Annotated in this window: 16 protein-coding genes and 1 riboswitch; of the genes, 8 read left to right on the plus strand and 8 right to left on the minus strand. The window is 65.4% G+C overall.

Going from position 1 to position 20,944, the window contains the following annotated elements:
- Positions 1–49: 49 nt before the first annotated feature.
- Positions 50–250: a hypothetical protein gene (locus AX729_RS20700; RefSeq protein ID WP_061026236.1), complete on the minus strand. Its 201-nt coding sequence runs from the start codon at positions 248–250 to the stop codon at positions 50–52.
- 410 nt (positions 251–660) lie between these two features.
- Between AX729_RS20700 and recA the strand changes: the two genes are divergently transcribed.
- Together recA and AX729_RS20710 are read left to right on the plus strand one after the other, a co-directional pair.
- Entirely contained in the window at positions 661–1,749 is a 1,089-nt protein-coding gene (recA, locus tag AX729_RS20705) for a recombinase RecA (protein WP_061026216.1), read from the plus strand.
- Between the two features lie 102 nt (positions 1,750–1,851).
- Entirely contained in the window at positions 1,852–2,856 is a 1,005-nt protein-coding gene (locus tag AX729_RS20710; protein ID WP_061026217.1) for a hypothetical protein, read from the plus strand.
- Between the two features lie 89 nt (positions 2,857–2,945).
- Here the strand turns inward: AX729_RS20710 and gcvP are convergent, their stop codons facing one another.
- The 3 genes from gcvP to gcvT all read right to left on the minus strand — a co-directional run bounded on the left by gcvP (position 2,946) and on the right by gcvT (position 7,503).
- Complete coding sequence (gcvP, locus tag AX729_RS20715) at positions 2,946–5,813, minus strand: aminomethyl-transferring glycine dehydrogenase (RefSeq protein ID WP_061026237.1); 2,868 nt, start codon at positions 5,811–5,813, stop codon at positions 2,946–2,948.
- A 162-nt stretch (positions 5,814–5,975) separates the two neighbouring features.
- Complete coding sequence (gene gcvH / locus AX729_RS20720; protein ID WP_061026218.1) at positions 5,976–6,344, minus strand: glycine cleavage system protein GcvH; 369 nt, start codon at positions 6,342–6,344, stop codon at positions 5,976–5,978.
- 10 nt (positions 6,345–6,354) lie between these two features.
- Positions 6,355–7,503, minus strand: a complete 1,149-nt coding sequence (gene gcvT, locus AX729_RS20725) for a glycine cleavage system aminomethyltransferase GcvT (protein ID WP_061026219.1) — start codon at positions 7,501–7,503, stop codon at positions 6,355–6,357.
- 146 nt (positions 7,504–7,649) lie between these two features.
- A riboswitch (glycine riboswitch) is annotated at positions 7,650–7,740 on the minus strand.
- A 221-nt stretch (positions 7,741–7,961) separates the two neighbouring features.
- Between gcvT and alaS the strand changes: the two genes are divergently transcribed.
- Together alaS and AX729_RS20735 are read left to right on the plus strand one after the other, a co-directional pair.
- Entirely contained in the window at positions 7,962–10,640 is a 2,679-nt protein-coding gene (alaS, locus tag AX729_RS20730; RefSeq protein ID WP_061026238.1) for an alanine--tRNA ligase, read from the plus strand.
- Positions 10,641–10,646: 6 nt separating this feature from the next.
- Positions 10,647–11,876, plus strand: a complete 1,230-nt coding sequence (locus AX729_RS20735) for a cyclic nucleotide-gated ion channel (RefSeq protein WP_061026220.1) — start codon at positions 10,647–10,649, stop codon at positions 11,874–11,876.
- A gap of 175 nt (positions 11,877–12,051) precedes the next feature.
- Here AX729_RS20735 and AX729_RS20740 read toward each other — a convergent pair whose 3' ends face one another.
- Together AX729_RS20740 and AX729_RS20745 are read right to left on the minus strand one after the other, a co-directional pair.
- Positions 12,052–12,555 carry a DUF3455 domain-containing protein gene (locus AX729_RS20740; RefSeq protein WP_061026221.1) on the minus strand — a complete coding sequence of 168 codons (504 nt, stop codon included), beginning with the start codon at positions 12,553–12,555 and terminating at the stop codon, positions 12,052–12,054.
- A 101-nt stretch (positions 12,556–12,656) separates the two neighbouring features.
- Positions 12,657–13,868: an NADP-dependent isocitrate dehydrogenase gene (locus AX729_RS20745; protein ID WP_061026222.1), complete on the minus strand. Its 1,212-nt coding sequence runs from the start codon at positions 13,866–13,868 to the stop codon at positions 12,657–12,659.
- A 335-nt stretch (positions 13,869–14,203) separates the two neighbouring features.
- Between AX729_RS20745 and AX729_RS20750 the strand changes: the two genes are divergently transcribed.
- Complete coding sequence (locus tag AX729_RS20750; protein WP_061026223.1) at positions 14,204–15,403, plus strand: TrmJ/YjtD family RNA methyltransferase; 1,200 nt, start codon at positions 14,204–14,206, stop codon at positions 15,401–15,403.
- Positions 15,404–15,463: 60 nt separating this feature from the next.
- Here the strand turns inward: AX729_RS20750 and AX729_RS20755 are convergent, their stop codons facing one another.
- Together AX729_RS20755 and AX729_RS20760 are read right to left on the minus strand one after the other, a co-directional pair.
- Entirely contained in the window at positions 15,464–17,167 is a 1,704-nt protein-coding gene (locus tag AX729_RS20755; protein ID WP_061026224.1) for an amidohydrolase, read from the minus strand.
- Positions 17,168–17,354: 187 nt separating this feature from the next.
- A complete protein-coding gene (locus AX729_RS20760) occupies positions 17,355–18,008 on the minus strand; it encodes a TetR/AcrR family transcriptional regulator (protein WP_061026225.1) in 654 nt (217 codons plus the stop codon).
- 247 nt (positions 18,009–18,255) lie between these two features.
- On the opposite strand from AX729_RS20760, the gene AX729_RS20765 reads away from it, so the two are divergent.
- The 3 genes from AX729_RS20765 to AX729_RS20775 are packed head-to-tail and all read left to right on the plus strand — an operon-like array spanning position 18,256 to position 20,892.
- Positions 18,256–18,798: an OsmC family protein gene (locus tag AX729_RS20765; protein ID WP_061026226.1), complete on the plus strand. Its 543-nt coding sequence runs from the start codon at positions 18,256–18,258 to the stop codon at positions 18,796–18,798.
- A gap of 35 nt (positions 18,799–18,833) precedes the next feature.
- A complete protein-coding gene (locus AX729_RS20770; protein ID WP_061026227.1) occupies positions 18,834–19,961 on the plus strand; it encodes an acyl-CoA dehydrogenase family protein in 1,128 nt (375 codons plus the stop codon).
- Between the two features lie 52 nt (positions 19,962–20,013).
- Positions 20,014–20,892, plus strand: a complete 879-nt coding sequence (locus tag AX729_RS20775) for a sulfurtransferase (RefSeq protein ID WP_061026228.1) — start codon at positions 20,014–20,016, stop codon at positions 20,890–20,892.
- Positions 20,893–20,944 lie beyond the last annotated feature (52 nt).

Consider the following 20,944-nt stretch of genomic DNA (forward strand, 5'->3'; position numbering starts at 1 on the left):
GATGCGCGTCATTGTTAGCGCCTTGGGAGAGGGTCCCGGCAAATACCGGCTATTTCGGAGGTTGAAGCCCGGGCGATTTGACCCAGTCGTGCAGATGATTGGCGACGTCGGCCTGGCGAGCCTTCTTGAGCAGGGCGTCGCGCTCGGGACTGGGCGGAAGGCTGGAGGCCTGCTCCTGGACCTGCTTCACCCATGCGGAAAGCCGGTCTTGAAGGGTCAGCTGCTGCTTGAAGCGTCGCCGCTTGAACATGGCGCTCTCATTTCCATGCGAGGAAGGCGGAAGCGCAGGAACGGCGTTCTCGTCACCGATGGCAGCCACGGTCCGTGCGGAGATGATTAGGATCCATAAATGGATCCACGTCTGTTCAGTTGTGCACGCAAGCCAGGGCGCACACAGGGAAGTGGATGCAGCACACCGGAGCCCAAAGATGGTGGGCCGCAATCGTTGCACGAGGGGCCGTTGTCCCGGAACTGCGGCCCTTTGCTTTGAGACCCGCCGGGGGGCCTTGTCGCCGCCGTCCCGGTGGGGCTACAGGCCAGATATCCTCAAAAGAACATATTGCGAACAAGGAACAAATGGGGTACATTGCTTTTATCGCCGAGCTGCATCGCCAATTGTTTGTCCCTCACGCGAATCCTCGCCATAAGGAGCACGACCCAATGTCCGCAACTGCCCTGCGTATCGTCGAAGGATCTTCCATGGACAAGAGTAAGGCTCTGGCCGCAGCGCTCTCCCAGATCGAGCGCCAGTTCGGCAAGGGCTCGGTGATGAAGCTGGGCAAGAACGACCGCTCCATGGACATCGAGGCGGTGTCCTCCGGCTCGCTCGGGCTCGATATCGCGCTCGGCATCGGCGGCCTGCCCAAGGGGCGTATCGTCGAGATCTACGGGCCGGAATCCTCGGGCAAGACCACGCTGGCACTGCATACGGTGGCGGAAGCGCAGAAGAAGGGCGGCATCTGCGCCTTCATCGACGCCGAGCACGCGCTCGACCCGGTCTATGCCCGCAAGCTCGGGGTCAACATCGACGAGCTCCTGATTTCGCAGCCGGACACCGGCGAGCAGGCGCTGGAGATCTGCGACACCCTGGTGCGCTCCGGTGCGGTCGACGTGATGGTGATCGATTCGGTCGCGGCCCTGGTGCCGAAGGCCGAGCTCGAGGGCGAGATGGGCGATGCGCTGCCGGGACTTCAAGCGCGGTTGATGAGCCAGGCGCTGCGCAAGCTCACGGCTTCCATCAACAAGTCCAACACCATGGTGATCTTCATCAACCAGATCCGCATGAAGATCGGCGTGATGTACGGCTCGCCCGAGACCACCACCGGCGGCAACGCGCTGAAGTTCTACGCTTCGGTCCGCCTCGACATTCGCCGCATCGGCGCGATCAAGGAGCGCGACGAGGTGGTCGGCAACACCACGCGCGTCAAGGTGGTGAAGAACAAGCTGGCGCCGCCCTTCAAGCAGGTCGAGTTCGACATCATGTACGGCGAGGGCGTCTCCAAGATGGGCGAGATCCTCGATCTCGGCGTCAAGGCCGGCATCGTCGAGAAGTCCGGCGCCTGGTTCTCCTATGACAGCCAGCGTCTCGGTCAGGGCCGCGAGAATTCGAAGGCGTTCCTGAAGGCCAATCCCGACATGACCGCCAAGATCGAGACGGCGATCCGCCAGAACTCCGGCCTGATCGCCGAGCAGATCCTGGCGGGTACGCCCGAGCGCGACGCCGACGGCGAGGAGCCGGCGGACGAGTAAGCCTTAACGCGAAAGCCTTTCGCGAGGAGCGGGCGCTGAAGACGTTGAGTTGCCGACGTCGTCAGTGCCCGTTTCGTTTTGCGTGAGGGGGCCCCGCCGACGATGAAGCGCGTGATCCTGACGAGTTCGTCCGGCGTCGGTCTCGCGCTCGCGGATCGTGCTGACTTGGTCATTCCCTTCATCTATCGCTTCGTCTCCGGACCACTTCCGTCAGCTGACCATCTCGATGGCTATCTCGCCTGGCGCCGGTCCAGAACGTGGTACGATGAGATGCACTGGTCGGATTGCGTTCCTGTCCGCTATTCGCCCCTGATCAGGCGACAGGATCGAGCTGGCGCCTTGCTCTGGGTCTGCGAGAGTTACGGGGTCGACGTCATCGAACTGTGGTTCGACCCTGAACCTAACAGTCAACTGCAGCTGGTCTGGATCCTCGATTACCTGCGTTCCGAACCACCATCCGCCACTGAGAAGCTGCGGTTGCGGCATGTCGATTTCGACCTGCGCGGAGCCGATCCGGCCGAGCTTCGTCTGCGTAACGTGCAGGAGTTTGATCTGGCAGAAAGCGATTTTACGATCGCCAGCATGGCCTGGGAGGCCTACCGTGCGCCGACGCCAGAGCTTTGCGCCGGGCTGCTCGGCAGGCAGCTCGGCAATTTGCGTTTTCTGAAGCCGGCCATGGAAGACCTGCTCGCTGAGTTGCCTTCAACGACGACGGGGCTGGGGGCAACTGAGACGCGGCTTATCGAGCTGATCGCGAGAGGGCACAATCGTGCCGATGAGCTGTTTCGGCCGGGCGCGCTGGGGACACGCGTGTTCGATCAATGGGAGTTGGGCGCGCTGCTCGAAGGGCTCGCATTCGGCCCTACGCCAGCGATTGCGGGTCTCGACGCCAAGTTGGCGACACTCGATCCGGACAACGCGCGAAGTCGCAACGCCGCCTATCGCCGGAGCCGGCTGGCGCTGACCGAATTCGGCCAAGCGCTTCTGGAGGGCAGAGAGGACTTTCGCCGTCGCAACCCGATCAAGCGTTGGTGGGGTGGCACGTTACTGACTAATGAACGGCTCTGGCGGTGGGATCGCGAAAGCCGGTCGTTGGTTGCGTCTTAGCGGCGCGCAAGCGCTGTGCCGAGACAGATGGTGGGCACGCTTTCGTTTTGCCCACCCTGCGAGACCTCTGTCGCGACTTACTCCGCGTCCTACTCCGCGGCCTCCGCGTAATCGCTCACCGGCGGGCAGGAGCACACCAAATTGCGGTCGCCATAGACGTTGTCGACGCGCCCCACCGGGCTCCAATATTTGTCGGTGCGCGAGGTGCCCTGGGGGAAGCAGCCTTCGCTGCGGGTGTAGGCGCGATTCCAATCGTCATCCGCGATGTCGTGCACGGTATGCGGCGCGTGGCGCAGCGGCGAGGCTTCGATCTTGAAGCGGCCGGCCTCGACGTCGGCGATCTCCTTCCGGATCGCGATCATCGCGTCACAGAAGCGGTCAAGCTCGGCCTTCGACTCGGACTCGGTCGGCTCGATCATCAGCGTGCCCGGCACCGGGAAGCTCATGGTCGGCGCGTGGAAGCCGTAGTCGATCAGACGCTTTGCGATATCGTCCACGGTGACGCCGCTTGTCGTCTTCAACGGACGGGGATCGACGATGCACTCGTGGGCGACGCGGCCCTTCTCGTTCCTGTAGAGCACCGGGAAGTGCGGATCGAGCCTTGCAGCGATGTAGTTGGCGTTGAGGATCGCAATCTCGGTGGCGCGCTTCAGGCCTTCGCCGCCCATCATCAGGATGTAGATGTAGGAGATGGTCAGGATCGACGCCGAGCCGAACGGCGCGGCCGAGACCGGGCCGACCGGGGCATCTGCCTTGGTGGCGGGATGGCCGGGGAGGAACGGCGCGAGGTGCGCCTTGACGCCGATCGGCCCCATGCCCGGGCCGCCGCCGCCATGCGGGATGCAGAAGGTCTTGTGCAAGTTGAGATGGCTAACGTCGGCGCCGTAATCGCCGGGCCTGCTCAGGCCGACCTGCGCGTTGAGGTTGGCGCCGTCGAGATACACCTGGCCGCCATGGCCGTGGACGATGTCGCAGATCTCGCGGATGTGCTCCTCGAACACGCCATGCGTCGAGGGATAGGTAATCATGACCGCGGCGAGGTCGTTGGAGTGCTTCTCCGCCTTGGCGCGGAGATCATTGACGTCGACGTCGCCGTTCTTCTCGCAGGCGACCACCACCACGTCCATGCCGGCCATCGCGGCCGAGGCCGGGTTGGTGCCGTGGGCGGAGGAGGGGATCAGGCAGATCTTGCGGTGGCTCTCTCCGCGCGCGGCGTGATAGCCGCGGATCGCGAGCAGCCCGGCATATTCGCCCTGTGCGCCCGAGTTCGGCTGCAGCGAGATGGCGTCATAGCCGGTGATGTCGCACAGCCATTTTTCCAGGCGCGCGAACAGCGCGTGATAGCCGGCGGCCTGCTCGCGCGGGACGAACGGATGCAGCGAGGCGAATTCCGGCCAGGTCAGCGGCATCATCTCGGTGGTCGCGTTCAGCTTCATGGTGCAGGAGCCGAGCGGGATCATGGCGCGGTCGAGCGCGAGGTCGCGATCGCTGAGCTTGCGCATGTAGCGCAGCATCTCGGTCTCCGAGCGATGCGCGTGGAACACCGGGTGGGTGAGGAACGCAGTGGTGCGCTTCAGCGCCTCCGGCAGCGCCTCGCGCGTCTCGGCGTCGATTTCGGCATAGGCGAGCGTGCCGCCGAAGGCGCGCCAGACCGCTTCCACCGTCGCAGACGTCGTGGTCTCGTCGAGTGCGATACGCAAGCCGCGGTCGCTGACGCCGAGATTGATCTTTTCGGCCGCGGCGCGCGCGACGATCTCGGCGCGCTTGGCCCCGGCATCGATGCTGAGCGTGTCGAAGAAGTTTTCGGACTGCGGCGCAAAGCCGAGCTTGCGCAGGCCGCTCGCGAGAACGGCGGTGCGGCGGTGGACGACGCGCGCGATCTGCGAGAGCCCCTCGGGGCCGTGATAGACCGCATACATCGAGGCGATCACGGCGAGCAGCACCTGCGCGGTGCAGATGTTGGAGGTCGCCTTCTCGCGGCGGATGTGCTGCTCGCGGGTCTGCAGCGCAAGGCGATAGGCCGGCATCCCACGGGAGTCGACGGAGAGGCCGACGATGCGGCCTGGCAGCGAACGCTTCAGCGCATCGCGCACCGCCATGTAGGCCGCGTGCGGCCCGCCATAACCCATGGGAACGCCGAAGCGCTGCGCCGATCCGATCGCGATGTCGGCGCCGAGCTCGCCGGGCGAGGCGAGCAGGGTCAGCGCCAGCAGGTCGGCCGCGACGATCGCGAGCGCGCCCTTGGCCTTCAGCGCGGCAATCGCGGGCCTGAGGTCGCGCAATGCGCCAGAAGAGCCCGGATATTGCAGCAGGGCGCCGAGCACGTCGCTCTTGTCGAGATCGGTCAGGGGATCGCCGACGATCAGCTCCCAGCCCAGCGGCTCGGCGCGGGTGCGCATCACCGCCAGCGTCTGCGGATGGACGTCCTTGTCGACGAAGAAGGCCTTCGCCTTGACCTGCGAGTGCCGCTCCGCGAGCGCCATGGCTTCGGCGGCGGCGGTGGCTTCATCGAGCAGCGAGGCGTTGGCGACGTCGAGCCCGGTGAGGTCGCAGATCATGGTCTGGAAGTTGAGCAGCGCCTCCAGCCGGCCCTGGCTGATCTCGGGCTGATAGGGCGTGTAAGCCGTGTACCAGGCCGGGTTCTCGAGGATGTTGCGCTGGATCACCGCGGGCAGGATCGTGCCGGAATAACCTTGCCCTATCAGCGAGGTGAAGACCTGGTTCTGACGCGCGAGATCGGCCATATGCGCGATCGCCTCGGTCTCGCTGAGCGGCTTGCCGAGATCGAGCGGGGCGGCCTGCCGGATCGACGCCGGCAGCGTCTCCGTCATGAGCGCGTCGACGCTTTTCGCGCCGACGGTTTCGAGCATTGCGGTGACATCGCGTGCCGAGGGCCCGATGTGGCGGCGGACGAAAGAGGCGGCGGTGTCGCCGTTGGATTTGCGGTGCGCGGTCATCATGGGTCCTCGCTTCAGGTCATCTGTCGTCGTCGCCGTCGTCATCGTCCGCGAAGGCGGCCGATCCAGTACGCCGCGGCTTCCCGGTTCAATCCGTGCTGCCGGTGGCTGCTGGATGCCCCGCCTTCGCGGGGCATGACGATCGCTTGGGTCTGCTTCATCTCACGCCGTATGCGCCTTGTAGGCAGCTTCATCCATGAGGCCGCCGAGTTCGCTCTTGTCGGCAATCTTGATCTTGAAGAACCACGCCGCACCCTGCGCATCCGAATTGACCAGCGCCGGCTCGGCGGCGAGCGCCTCGTTGGCCTCGAGCACTTCGCCCGTGACAGGCGCGTAGACGTCGGAGGCGGCCTTCACCGATTCCACGACGGCGGCGGCTTCGGCCTTCTTCAAGCTCCGGCCGACCTTGGGCAATTCGACGAACACGACGTCGCCGAGCTGCTGCTGGGCGTAATCGGTGATGCCGACGGTGGCGACGTCACCGTCGATGGCGAGCCATTCATGGTCGGAGGTGTACAGCGTCGTGGTCATTGTCTTGTCCTCAGCGTTTGTAGGTGTTTTTCACGAAGGGCATGGCGGCGACTGCGAGCGGCAGGCGTTGGCCGCGCACCTCGGCGAAGAGCTTGCTGCCGAGCGCGCTCAGGCTCAACGGCACGTAGCCCATCGCGACCGGCGCGTTCAGGCTCGGGCCGAAACCGCCCGAGGTGACCTTTCCGATCGGCGCGCCTCCGGCCTGATCCTCAAACAGCAGCGCGCCCTCGCGCACCGGCGCGCGGCCTTCGGCACGCAGGCCGACGCGGCGGCGGGACGCGCCCTTGTCGAAATGCGCAAGAATCTTCTCGGCGCCGGGAAAACCGCCGGCGCGCATCCCGCCGCTGCGGCGGCTCTTCTGCACCGACCATTCCAGCGCGGCCTCGACCGGCGTGGTCGCGGTGTCGATGTCGTGGCCGTACAGGCAAAGCCCGGCTTCCAGCCGCAGGCTGTCGCGGGCGCCCAGGCCGATCGGCAGCACGTCCGGGTTTTCGAGCAGCGTCCTGGTGAGCCTTTCGGCATCCGCCGCGGGAACGGAGATCTCGAATCCGTCCTCGCCGGTATAGCCGGAGCGTGAGACGAAGCATTTGATGCCGGCCACCTCATGCGGCCCGGCATCCATGAATGTCATGGATGGCGCCTCTGCACACAATTTCGCCAGCGCCGTTTCCGCCTTCGGGCCCTGCAGCGCGATCAGCGCGCGGTCGGCAAGAGAATCGATGACGCAGTCGTCGGACAGATTCGCGCGCAGATGCGCCTCGTCCGCGTCCTTGCAGGCGGCGTTGACGACCAGGAAAAGGTGATCGCCGAAATTGGCGACCATGAGATCGTCGAGAATCCCGCCTTCCGCATTGGTGAACTGGGCGTAGCGCTGCCGTCCCGACGCGATCGCCACGATGTCCTGCGGGACCAGCCGTTCCAGCGCGCGGGCAGCGTCCTCGACCTTGCCCGATTTCGGCCGCAGCGCGAGCTGCCCCATATGGGAGACGTCGAACAGGCCGGCCGCGGCTCGCGTATGGAGGTGCTCCTTCAGCACGCCCGCGGGGTACTGCACGGGCATGTCATAGCCCGCGAACGGCACCATCTTGCCGCCAAGGGACACATGCAGGGCGTGGAGCGGGGTATGTCGGAGAGATTTTTGGTCGTCGGGTACTGACATCACAGGGTCCCTCGGCGGTTCCCCGGGGACGATTCCCCGAGCCAACCAGTCGAAGCCCCATCTGTCGCTGTGCCTGAGAGTATTATCCCGTCGGCGGACGCCATCCGGGTTCTTAGGCCCGTCGGCGCCTCTTTCCAGATGCTGTCAAAGCCACGCGGTCCTTTTGCCTGAGAGTTTCCGGGGCGGTTGCTCCTTCGGCGCCGGCTTAGCAAAGCCGGTCTCTCCCGACGTGGCCGTACGATACAGATGGGTACAGACCACAGGCCAGCCAAGCCTGTCAACGAGTCCGCTCGTCCTATCAACGGGATTGCGCCGATATGGCAACCCTCTGATCTCTCTGCACAGTTTCTGGACAGCGAAGCTGGCCTTGTCTAAAAGCGCTTTGGCCCGCAGATATCAGCCTTAACGTCCGGTTTGGACGGCGAGAAGCGGGCCCAAGCACACCCGATTGGATGAACATGAGCGGCGTCAACGAGATCAGGTCGACCTTTCTGAACTTCTTTGCCGAGAACGGCCACGAGATCGTGCCGTCCTCGCCATTGGTGCCGCGCAACGATCCCACCTTGATGTTCACCAATGCCGGCATGGTGCAGTTCAAGAACGTCTTCACCGGCGTGGAGAAGCGGCCCTATCAGCGCGCCACCACGTCGCAGAAATGCGTGCGCGCCGGCGGCAAGCACAACGACCTCGACAATGTCGGCTACACCGCGCGCCATCTCACCTTCTTCGAGATGCTCGGCAATTTCTCGTTCGGCGACTACTTCAAGGAGCGCGCGATCGAGCTCGCCTGGAAGCTGATCACGAGCGAGTTCGGGCTGAAGAAGGACAAGCTGCTCGTCACGGTCTACCACACCGACGACGAGGCGGCGGGCCTGTGGAAGAAGATCGCCGGCTTCTCCGAAGACCGCATCATCCGCATCCCGACCTCGGACAATTTCTGGGCGATGGGCGACACCGGCCCTTGCGGCCCATGCTCGGAGATCTTCATCGACCGCGGCGAGCACATCTGGGGCGGGCCTCCGGGCTCGCCGGAGGAGGATGGCGACCGCTTCCTCGAATTCTGGAATCTCGTGTTCATGCAGTTCGAGCAGGTGACGAAGGAGGAGCGCCAGCCGTTGCCGCGTCCCTCGATCGACACCGGCATGGGCCTGGAGCGCATGGCCTGCATCCTCCAGGGTGTCGAGAGCGTGTTCGAGACCGACCTGTTCAAGAACCTGATCGATGCGACGGCGTCCGCGCTCGGCACCGGGCCGAACGAGCAGACCGTGGCCTCGTTCCGCGTCATCGCCGACCATCTGCGCTCCTCGGCCTTCCTCGTCTCCGACGGCGTGCTGCCCTCGAACGAGGGCCGCGGCTATGTGCTGCGTCGGATCATGCGCCGCGCCATGCGCCATGCGCAGCTGCTGGGCGCGAAGGAGCCGCTGATGCACCGGCTGGTCTGGGCGCTGGTCCGCGAGATGGGCCAGGCCTATCCCGAGCTGATGCGCGCGGAGAAGCTGATCGAGGAGACGCTGCGGCTGGAGGAGACCCGCTTCCGCAAGACGCTGTCGCGCGGCCTCGCGATCCTCGACGAGAAGTCGGCCGGCCTGAAGAAGGGCGACATGTTCGACGGCGACGTCGCCTTCACGCTCTACGACACCTACGGCTTCCCGCTGGACCTGACGCAGGACGCGCTGAAGTCGCGCGGCATCGGCGTCGACCAGGCGGCGTTCACGGATGCGATGGAGCGCCAGAAAGTGAAGGCGCGCGAGTCCTGGAAGGGCTCGGGCGAGGCGGCTTCCGAGGCGATCTGGTTCCCGCTGCGCGAGAAGCTGGGTGCGACTGAATTCCTGGGCTACGAGACCGAGAGCGCCGAAGGCGTGGTGTCCGCGCTGGTGAAGGACGGCCACGAAGTTGCCAGCCTCAAGGCCGGCGAGACCGGCGCGATCGTGCTCAACCAGACGCCGTTCTATGCGGAGTCCGGCGGCCAGGTCGGCGACACCGGTGTGCTGACGGGTGAGGGCGGCATCAAGTTCCGCGTCACCGACACGCAGAAGAAGCTCGGCGATCTCTTCGTCCATGTCGGCACGGTGGAGAGCGGCGAAATCAAGCTCGGCACCGCGCTGCAGCTCGAGGTGGATCATTCGCGGCGCTCCTCGATCCGCGCCCATCACTCGGCGACCCACCTCATCCACGAGGCGCTGCGCCAAGTGCTCGGCGACCATATCGCCCAGCGCGGCTCGATGGTCGCGCCCGACCGTCTGCGCTTCGACTTCGTGCATCCGAAGCCGATCACGGCGGAGGAGCTCGCCCGCGTCGAGGACATCGCCAACGACGTGGTGCTGGAGAACGACGAGGTCACCACCCGCGTCATGGGCGTCGACGAGGCCCGTGAGGCGGGGGCGCGCGCGCTGTTCGGCGAGAAATACGGCGACGAGGTCCGCGTCGTCTCGATGGGCAGGACCGCGCGCGAGCGCGGCGCCAACGCGCTCGGCTGGTCGGTCGAGCTCTGCGGCGGCACGCATGTGAAGCGTACCGGCGATATCGGCCTGATCACGCTGACGAGCGAGAGCGCGGTGGCCTCCGGCGTGCGCCGCATCGAGGCGCTCACCGGCAATTATGCGCGCAAGCACGCCAACGAGACCATGACGCTGGCGAAGACCGCGGCGAACGAGCTGCGCACCTCGATCGACGACGTGCCGGCCCGCATCGCCGCGCTGATGGAGGAGCGCAAGAAGCTCGAGCGCGAGCTCTCCGACGCCCGCAAGAAGCTGGCGATGGGCGGCGGTGCGTCCGCCGGCAACGGCGCAGCGTCCGGCGTGCGCGAGGTCGGCGACGTCAAGCTGATGGCGCGCGCGGTCGAGGGCATCGAGATGAAGGATCTCAAGAGCCTTGCCGACGACGGCAAGAAGCAGATCGGATCGGGTGTCGTCGCCATCGTCGGCGTCACCGAGGACGGCAAGGCCGGCGTCGTGGTCGGCGTCACGCAGGACCTCACCGCGCGCTTCAACGCCGTGAACCTCGTCCGCATCGCCTCCGAAACGCTCGGCGGCAAGGGCGGCGGCGGCCGGCCCGACATGGCGCAGGCCGGCGGCCCCGACGGCGCCAAGGCGTCCGAGGCACTGGCGGCGATCGAAAAAGCGATGGCAGGCGCTTAAGACCCGATGGCCCCCGTTCCGCGCGGACGTGGGCTTCGCGATCCCGGCTTTCGGGATCGCCTCTACGATTTGCTGGAGCACGATCCGCTGGCCTATTCGATCGGGTCGCGCTTCATCCAGCTGATCATCGGGGTCATCGTGCTCAACGTCGCCGCGATGATCCTCGCCTCGGTGCCGGAGCTCGATGCGCAGTTCGGGACGCTGTTCGCAGGCATCACCACTCTGTCCGTGATCGTGTTCGCGCTGGAATATGCGGCGCGGCTGTGGACGGTGGCGGGGCACACCCAGCGCAGGGGCTCAGCACTGGCCGACCGGCTCGGCTACGCCTTCTCCGCGCTCGGCATCATCGATCTCATGGCGTTCCTGCCCGCGGCGATCGTGCTCGCCACCGGCGGGCATGCGACGCTGGCCGCGCTCGGCGTGCTGCCGTTCTTCAAGCTGATCCGCTATTCGCCGGCGATGCGCTCGCTGCTCGCCGCCGTGCATGCCGAGCGGCGGGCGCTGATCGGCTGCATCGTCATCCTGATCGGCGCGGTCCTGACCTTCGCCTCGCTGCTCTACGCCATCGAGCGCGACGTGCAGCCGGACAAGCTCGGCACCATTCCGCAGGCGATGTGGTGGGCGATCGTCACGCTCGGCACCGTCGGCTATGGCGACGTCGTGCCGGTGACGCCGCTCGGCAAGTTCGTCTCCACTTTCGCTATCATCGCCGGCTTTGCCATGATCGCGCTGCCGGTCGCGATCATCTCCACCGCATTCGCGGAAGAGGTGAAGCGGCGCGACTTCGTCGTCACTTGGGGCATGCTGGCGCGGGTGCCGCTGTTCTCGCATCTGTCTGCCGCGGAGATCGCCGACATCATGCGCCTGTTGCGGGCCCGCACCATCGAGCAGGGCGAGATATTGGTGCGGCGCGGCGATGCCGCCTCGTCGATGTACTTCATCACCGCCGGCGAGGTCGAGATCGCGTTGCCGAACCAGCACGTGCGGCTCGCCGACGGCACCTTCTTCGGCGAGATCGCGCTGCTGCACAAGACCAAGCGCAGCGGCACGGTGACGGCGACGCGCAAGACGCGGCTGCTGGTGCTCGACGCCCAGGATTTCCACGCGCTGATCGAGCGCATGCCGACGCTCGCCGACCACGTCCATACCACCGCCAAGGCCAGGCTCGCCGACACCGGCGATCTCGCGCTCGCCGAACTGGCGCAGGCGGAGAAGGAAGAGAGACCCGGCGCGTAGCCGTCACGCCTGGTCGAGGAAGGGCGCCACGACCTCGCGCGTCTCCTTGGGCTCGATCCAGCTGCCGAGATATTGAGCCCATCCGGAAGCTTGACGCCCTCAGCGCGCACCCGCCGGTAGACCGGAATTGGATCCCGGTCCTGGAAGCGTTCGATCACCATGAAGAGCGTCGGTCTCAGCCCTTCTTCAGGAAAACGTAGTCCGCCGAGTAAGGCGCGCTCCTGAATTCGCCGGCCTTGTCACAAGCGCCGTCGAGCTTGCCGCCATGGGTGTTGATGCGCTGGACCGTGGTGACGGGCGTCAGCACGCCGCTGCCGCGGCGGGAGGTCACCTCCAGCTTCAGCCAGGGGATGTCGGCTGGGGTTGCGCCCGGCGCGTTGCCGATGGCCTTGCCGACCACCGCGCTGCCATCGGCATGCTCCCAGTTCGGGCCGGCATAGTGCCGGCCGATGGTCTTGCCCTCGGAGAGCAGGGTGGCGATCGGCTCGCGAAAGGCCCAGGCGAGCTTGCCGTCGGCGGTCGCCTTGCATTCGTAAACCTGTGCGCCCTCGGCGTGGACGCTGAGCACCACGGTCTCGCCGGGCGCGGCGATGGCGTCGGGGAGTGGGTCTGCGGCGGCGGCCGGCTCGGCCAAGGCGGCGAGGAGCATCAGGCAGGTGACGATAGGCTTGATCGACATGGTCGCATCTCCGCGCGGGGGGCCACACAAAAGAAACGGGCCGCGCTTGGCGCGGCCCGTGATGATGTCTGGCTCAGTCGGGCGAAATTGCGGTTGGCAGCTTACGCCAGCTCTTTCGCCAGGTTCTCGGCGACCTTGTCGAGGAAGCCGGTGGTCGAGAGCCAGCGCTGGTCGGCGCCGACGAGGAGCGCGAGGTCCTTGGTCATGTAGCCGGCCTCGACGGTGTCGACGCAGACCTTCTCCAGCGTGCTCGCGAACTTGGCGAGCTCGGCATTGTTGTCGAGCTTGGCACGGTGGGCGAGGCCACGCGTCCAGGCGAAGATCGAGGCGATGGAGTTGGTCGAGGTCTCCTTGCCCTTCTGGTGCTCGCGGTAGTGGCGGGTCACCGTGCCGTGGGCGGCTTCGGCCTCGACGGTCTTGCCGTCGGGGGTGAGCAGCACCGAGGTCATCAGGCCGAGCGAGCCGTAGCCCTGCGCGACGGTGTCGGACTGCACGTCGCCGTCGTAGTTCTTGCAGGCCCAGACATAGCCGCCGGACCATTTCAGCGCCGAGGCCACCATGTCGTCGATCAGGCGGTGCTCGTAGGTCAGGCCCTTGGCGTCGAACTCCTTCTTGAACTCCTTGTCGAAGATCTCCTGGAAGATGTCCTTGAAGCGGCCGTCATAGACCTTGAGGATCGTGTTCTTGGTCGACAGGTACACCGGATAATTGCGGAGCAGGCCGTAATTGAAGGAGGCGCGGGCGAAGTCGATGATGGAGTCGTCGAGATTGTACATCTCCATGGCGACGCCGGCGCCGGGCGCCTTGAACACTTCCTTCTCGATCACGGTGCCGTCCTCGCCGACGAACTTCATCGAGAGGGTGCCCTTGCCCGGGAACTTGATGTCGGTGGCGCGATACTGGTCGCCATAGGCGTGGCGGCCGATGATGATCGGCTTGGTCCAGCCGGGAACCAGGCGCGGCACGTTCTTGCAGATGATCGGCTCGCGGAAGATCACGCCGCCGAGGATGTTGCGGATGGTGCCGTTCGGCGACTTCCACATCTGCTTGAGGTTGAACTCCTTCACCCGGGCCTCGTCCGGGGTGATGGTGGCGCACTTGACGCCGACGCCGACCTTCTTGATCGCCTCGGCAGCGTCGATGGTGACCTGATCGTTGGTGTGGTCGCGGTATTCCATGCCCAGGTCGAAATAGAGCAGCTCGACATCCAGGAACGGGTTGATCAGCTTGTCCTTGATGTACTGCCAGATGATCCGGGTCATCTCGTCGCCATCGAGTTCGACGACGGGATTGGATACCTTGATTTTTGCCATGATCGGGGGAGCCTCTTGGGAACGGCGCTTGTGGCGCGCCACGGGAATATCCGCCGCCTCTTAGCACCGCGGCGCGGCTGGCGAAAGCCAAGGGATTATGCACTTTTAGCTCATCCAGCTTCCGCAGATGGGGAGCGGCCGGCCGGGCCTCGGCCGCGCCGGGGCTCCCGTTCCCGGCGTGATTCAAAAGTCGAATTCAACCCGTTATTTCCCTTGAGAATTTCGTCAGGACAGGCAAACGACAGGCGGGCGGGGCCGGCCGGAAGGCGCGGCTTGAATCAGGTCCTGAGAGCGCCTGGCCAAGGCCTTGGGAGACAGTGTGAAAGCGGAGCGAGATGTCGGGGACTGACAAGAGCAAGGCGGGTCTATCCCTCGACGGTCCCATCGTCATCCTGGTCGAGCCGCAGCTCGGCGAGAACATCGGCATGGCCGCGCGCGCCATGGGCAACTTTGCCCTGAGCCGCCTGCGCATCGTCAACCCCAGGGACGGCTGGCCCAACATCGCCGCCCAGCGCGCCGCGGCCGGCGCAGACCACATTCTGGAAAAGGTCGAATTGTTCGACACGGTGGAGCAGGCGGTCGCCGACCTCGACCTGTTGTTCGCCACCACGGCGCGCCCCCACGACCAGGCCAAGCCCGTGGTCGGGCCGGAGGCCGCAGCCAGCGAGATCGCCGGGCACGTCGCGAGCGGCGGCAGGTGCGGCATCCTGTTCGGCCGCGAGCGCTGGGGCCTGACCAACGAGGAGGTCGGGCTCGCCAACCGGATCATCACCTTCCCGGTCAATCCGGGTTTTGCCTCGCTCAACCTCGCCCAGGCCGTGCTGCTGGTCGGCTACGAATGGTTCAAGCGCGCGACCTCGGGCGCGCTGCCGCACGCCATGCCGGAGCGCTCCGAGCGCGCCTCGCAGCATCAGATGCAGGCCTTCTTCGACAATCTCGTGCGCGAGCTCGACAAGGTCGAATTCCTGCGCCCGGCCGAGAAGCGCGACACCATGCTGGTGAACCTGCGCAACATCTTCACCCGGATGGAGCCGACCAAGCAGGACATGCACACCCTGCACGGCGTGGTGATGGCGATCGCGGAGGGACGCAAGGGCCCGGCCAAGGGCGGCGTGCTCGACGGCGAGCAGGCGACGCGCCTGCGCGCGCTCTTGGCCGAGCACGGGCAGGGCGGCGGCGTCCCCGACAGCGGCTCGACCGTGCGCGGCCTTGCCCGCCTGCTCCGCCGCAACCCGACCGACGCCGAACGCCTGCTCTGGCAGGCGCTGACGCGCGACCGCCGCTTCGCCGGCCAGTTCAAGCGCCAGACCCCGGTCGGCCGCCACATCCCGGACTTCGTCTCGTTCCCGCACCGGATCGCGGTCGAACTGGTGAACCCGGGTGAGGGCGAGGCGATCGCCGCGGACCGCGCGGGACGGCGGACCTGGCTCGAGGCGCGGGACTATCGCGTGATCGACATCCGCGCGGCGGACGTGGAGCGCGACCTGGAGGCAGAGCTCGTGCGGCTGCAGGGGATGATCGAGCAGAGCGCGTAGGTCTCGTCGGATGTCAAAGCGGATTGTCGCTCTCGCTCACTTCGGCCAGTGAGGGGCGGTTCAGCGCTGAAAGACAATCTTGCCGCCCACGAGCGTCAGGTCGGCCTTGATGTCCTTGATCTGCTCCTCAGGCACGACCGTGTAATCCGCGGAGAGCACCACGATGTCCGCAAGCTTCCCAGGCTCGATGGTCCCTTTACGCGCTTCATCAAACGTGTAGCGAGAAGCCGCGCTGGTGTAGAGCCGTAGGGCTTGCTCGCGAGTAATAGCTTCCCCCGAGCCGTAGACGTTTCCGTTGGGGTCCTTCCGGGTCACCATGACGTACATGTTGAGGAAGGGGTTGATCGGGTTGACCGGAAAATCCGTGCCGGCGCCGAGGTTGTCGAGCCCCATCTTTTCGATCAACGTCCGGGTCGGCACGGCACGATCGGCGGTTGCCTTCCCGAGAAACCGTTCCACGGTTGCTGCCTTGTCCCACATGAAGGCATTCTGGAAATCGACACGGGCGCCCAGCTTGTGCGCACGCTCCATCTGTTCCGGCCGGATCAGGCTGGCGTGAATGAGGACGAAGCGGCGGTCGCGGATCGACTTTTCCTTGTCCACGGCCTCGAAGGCATCGAGCACCTGGTCGATGCCGAGGTCGCCGACCACGTGGACGCCGACCCGCCAGTTATGTCGGTTGCAGATGGAGATGAGCTGCCTCAGCCGCTCGGGCGTCTGCTGGGCGACGCCGTGGTAGTTGTCGTGGGAATCCGGATAGACCTCGCGCATGAGCGCGGTCTTCAGAGTCATGCCGCCATCGTAGAAGATCTTGATGCCGGCGAACTTGAGCCAATCGTCGCCGAAACCCGAAGCGGCGCCATTGCCCGCCATGATGGCGTCCCATGCGGTGAGGTCGGCAGGCGGCTCCGGTCGAAACATCACGCCGGTGCGCAATGTGGCTTTCCCGGCCGCTGCCAGCTTCTGCAGCGTGCGGATGTCGCGTGGCTCCGTCGCGCCTTCGACGGCGCTCGTGATGCCGAAGCTGTTCAGTACGCCTTGGGCGATGGTGAACTGCCGCATTTCGTCGTCTTCCGTCCAGGGCGGCACGGCCTTCTCGACCCGATCGATCGCCGTCTCCACGAGCACGCCGGTCAATTCACCGGCCGCGTCGCGCTCAAACTTGCCTCCACTGGGGTCTTCGGTGGTCTTGTCGACGCCGACCCGCTGGAGAGCCATGGTGTTCGCCATCGAGAAATGTCCGACGGTGCGGAGATAGACCGGATTGTTGGGAGCGACGCTGTCGATCTCCTGCCTGGTCAGATAGCGCTTCTCTGCCAATTGCGACGGCGGATGCCAGGCGCCACCGACGATCCACTCTCCCGGCTTTTTCTTCGCCGCGAATGTCTTGATGGCCTCGAGCGCTTCGGCGACCGTCTTGGCTCGGCCCATGATGACGACATAGTCGGCAAGCCCGGCGGCCTTGAAGTGAGTGTGGGTATCGATCAATCCGGGGATGACGGTCTTTCCTGCCAGATCGAGCACGCGGGTCCCGGAGCCTGCCAGAGCTTTCATCGCAGCGCTGGCTCCCGTCGCGAGGATCTTTCTATCTGCAACGGCCACGGCCTCCGTCACCGTCGACCGATCGTCCAACGTCAGAACCTTTCCGTTTACGAGGACGAGGTCAGGTGCGTTGAGCTCCGGCCGCTGCGCCTCGGCACTTGCGATGCCGGCAATCCATATCGTCACGGCCAGGAGTGCAGAGGCGGTTGAGCTGCGAACCATGACGTCCCCCTTGAAACTTGTCTTTGCCGGACGAAGATGGTCGAAGGTATCTTCGATCGAACAGGGGTTCAACGCTTCTCGAGGCCCGGCAGCGTCCACATGATGGGCAAAGTGGGGCGCAACTTTGTCTCGGTCTCGCAGGTATCCCCGCATGTCGCTGCGCTCATGCGGGCTACGGAGAGACGGATCACACCGCCTCCAGCTGATCGGCCGCCCGCTTCCTCTTCGCCTTGGACTGCCCGAGCAGGGGACCTGCCGTGAGTGCCGCCGTATCGGCCACGCCTGGATCGCGCGAGATCATCGCCGCGACGATCGCGCCGTCGATGATCAGGCCGAGCTGGTGGGCCAGCACCGCGGGCTCGGTCGAGCCGAGCTCGAGGGCGAGCTTCTCGATGTGGCCGAGCACGATCTTCTTGTGCTTCAGCGCGATGTTGCGGAACTGCTTGGCGTCCTTGTCGTGCTCGCCGACCGCATTGATGAAGGGGCAGCCGTAGAAGCGCTCTTCCGCGAACCAGCTCTTCAGCGCGGGAAAGATGCGCGTGAGCTTCGCCTGCGCGTCGCCGCCGCCTTCTTCCATGGCGGAGATGAACCATTCGCGCCACTGCTTGCCTTCGCTTTCCAGCACGGCATTGACGAGATTGGTCTTGGAGCCGAACAGCTTGTAGAGCGTGGTCTTCGCGGTGCCGGCCTCTTCGATGATCGCATCGATGCCGGTGGCGTTGATGCCGTTCTTGCAGAACAGATGCGTCGCGGCATTGAGCAGGCGCCCACGTGCGGATTCGTCGTCGCCTGCGCCAGCGTGGGGCGAGCTCGAATTCTTCTTCGATGACGTCTTTGCCATAAGCTGCAACTTAATCGCAGCTGCATCACATCAGCAAGTCGCATCTGGTTGGCGCCGAAAAGATTCGCATCCGCTGATGCTTCTGCTCCGCCTTTGGGCAGGAGGGAGCTGATCAATCCGCAGGCAGCGACGCGTAAGCGGCTCCAATGCTTCGCATTTCGCTTTCGGTCGCTTCTGGCACGCTCCATGCAAGGAAACAGACCGTTCGGTATCCTACCGATTTCCACTTCTGCCAGGGAGAAGACTGATGACTGCCGTCGTTCAAAAGACAGTGCTGACGGGGTGCCTCGCGCCCATCGACAAGAATGGACTCGAGCAGCTGATCGCCAACGGCAAGGCGAATCCGAAGGTCATCAAGACCTTGAAGTGCAAGACGGTCGCGGAAGGTAAATTCCGCCACGCCAACTACATCCGCAACCTGCCGCCCTACATCGTCGACGAGCCGCCGGGGCTGCTGGGCGACGACACCGCGCCCAATCCGTCCGAAGCCTCGCTTGCGGCGCTCGGCTCCTGCCTCGCGGTCGGCCTGCACGCCAATGCGGTGCACCGCGGCTGGATCGTCAACAAGCTCGAGCTGGAGCTCGAAGGCGATCTCAACATCACTGCGGTCTGGGGCACGGGCGACACTTCCGACAAGCCGGTCGGCTTCACCGACGTCCGCGTCAAGGTCGACATGGAATGCGAGGGCATCTCGCAGGACGAGATCAACGCGCTGGTCGCCCATGTGAAGAAATGGTCGCCGGTCGCCAACACCTTCACCCGGCCGGTCAATCTCGAGGTCGGCATCTAGCAAACGGCAAACAGGACAAGGTGCGGGAGACGATCATGGGTTCACTGGCTTTATCGCGGGCCGAAGTTATGGATCAGCCCGCACCGTCCATTGCGGGCGAGGTGGCGCGGATCGCGCGCGAGCAGCTCGCGCCGCTCGCCGTAGGGATCGACGACGGTACGGTCTATCCGGCCGAGGTGCTGCGCAAGTTCGGCGCGGTCGGGGCGTGGGGCAGTCACGTGCCTCACGAAGGCCCCGCCGATCTGCGCTGCGCGATCCAGGCGATGTCGGCGATCGGCGAGGTCTGTGGAGCCACGGCCTTCATGGCCTGGTGCCAGAACACGCTGGTCTGGTATGCGGCGAACTCGACGAACATGAAGCTCGCCAGACGCTTCGGCGATGCCTTCTCGACGGGGCGCGTGCTCGGCGGCACCGGACTCTCCAACCCCATGAAGAGCTTCTTCGGCATCGAGAAATTGAAGCTGAAGGGGCGCAAGGTCGAGGGCGGCTATATCGTGCGCGGCGCGCTGCCCTGGGTCTCCAATCTCGGTCCCGACCATTATTTCGGCACCATCTTCGAGCGTGAGGACGATCAGGCAGGTGGCGAGCCCGGCACGGTGATGTTCCTGGCCGACTGCTCGGACCCCGCGATCACGCTGACGCCTTGCAAGCCGTTCCTCGCCATGGACGGCACCGGCACTTACGGGGTGCAGTTCCGCGACGTGTTCGTGCCGGACGAGCTGATCCTCGCCGATCCCGCCGCGCCCTTCGTCAAGAAGATTCGCGCCGGCTTCATCCTGCTCCAGGCCGGCATGGCGCTCGGCCTGATCAAGGATTGCATCAACATCATGGACGAGGTGGACAGTCCCCTCGGGCACATCAACCGCTATCTGCCGCAGCAGCCGGTGCATTTCCGCGATCTCGCCGCCGAGCTCGAGGCCGAGACCATGGCGCTGGCGCGCGATCCCTACAACGAGGAGGAAACCTACTGGCGCAAGGTGATCGCGCTGCGGCTTCGCGCCGGCGAGGCCAGCGTCGCGGCGGCGCATGCGGGGATGCTGCATTGTGGCGCGCGCGGCTACCTGAAGAGCCACCGCGCGCAGCGGCGCATGCGCGAGGCCTATTTCGTCGCGATCGTCACGCCTGCCACCAAGCAGCTGCGCAAGATGCTCGCCGAGTCCTGATCTTCACGAGTCCACCCCCGAAGACCACCTAACCTCAACGGAGAGGCTGCCCATGACGGACGTTCTGATCTCTGCCAGCGAACTTGCCGATCTCTTGAAGACCGAGCCGTGTGTCGTGATCGACACCCGAAATCCCGACGCCTACGGCGCCGGGCACCTGCCCAACGCCGTGAACGTGCACGACATCTTCACCTTCCTTGCGACCTCGACGCCCGAGGGCATCAGCGAGTTGAAGAGCAAATTCGCCGACGCCTTCGGCGCGGCCGGCCTCTCCGGCAAGGAAACGGCCGTGGTCTACGAGCAGTCGATGAATTCCGGCTTCGGCCAGTCCTGCCGCGGCTATTATCTGCTCACCATGCTCGGCTATCCCAAGGTGAAGGTGCTGCACGGCGGCTTCGACGCCTGGGCAGCCGCGGGCTTGCCGGTGACCAAGGACGTCCCGACCCCGGTGAAGGCCGCGTTCCCGATCGTGCCTGAAGCAGGCGAGATCCTGATCGATGCGAAGACCATGCTCGCCGCCGTCGGCAAGCCCGGCATCGCGATCCTCGACGTGCGCGACGTCGACGAGTGGATCGGCGACAGCTCTTCCCCCTACGGGAAGGATTTCTGCCCGCGCAAGGGCCGCATTCCCGGCGCCGTGTGGCTGGAATGGTACCGGATGATGAAGCCGACCGCCGAGGGGCCGCGCTTCAAGTCCAAGGACGAGATCCTGGCCGAGTGCGCCACCGTCGGCATCTCGCCGAGCACACCGGTGTACCTGTATTGCTTCAAGGGCGCGCGCGCCTCGAACACCTTCCTCGCGCTCAAGAATGCCGGCGTGAAGGACGTGCGGATGTATTTCGGCTCCTGGAACGAATGGTCGCGCGATCCGTCGCTGCCGATCGAGCAGGGATTGCCGGTCGCAACAGGCGTGACGACCAAGGCGGCGTGAGCGCACGCCTCGTCCTTCGAGACGACCGCTTCGCGGTCTCCTCAGGATGAGG

It is taken from the genome of Bradyrhizobium sp. CCH5-F6, from assembly GCF_001556045.1.
GTDB lineage: Bacteria > Pseudomonadota > Alphaproteobacteria > Rhizobiales > Xanthobacteraceae > Bradyrhizobium.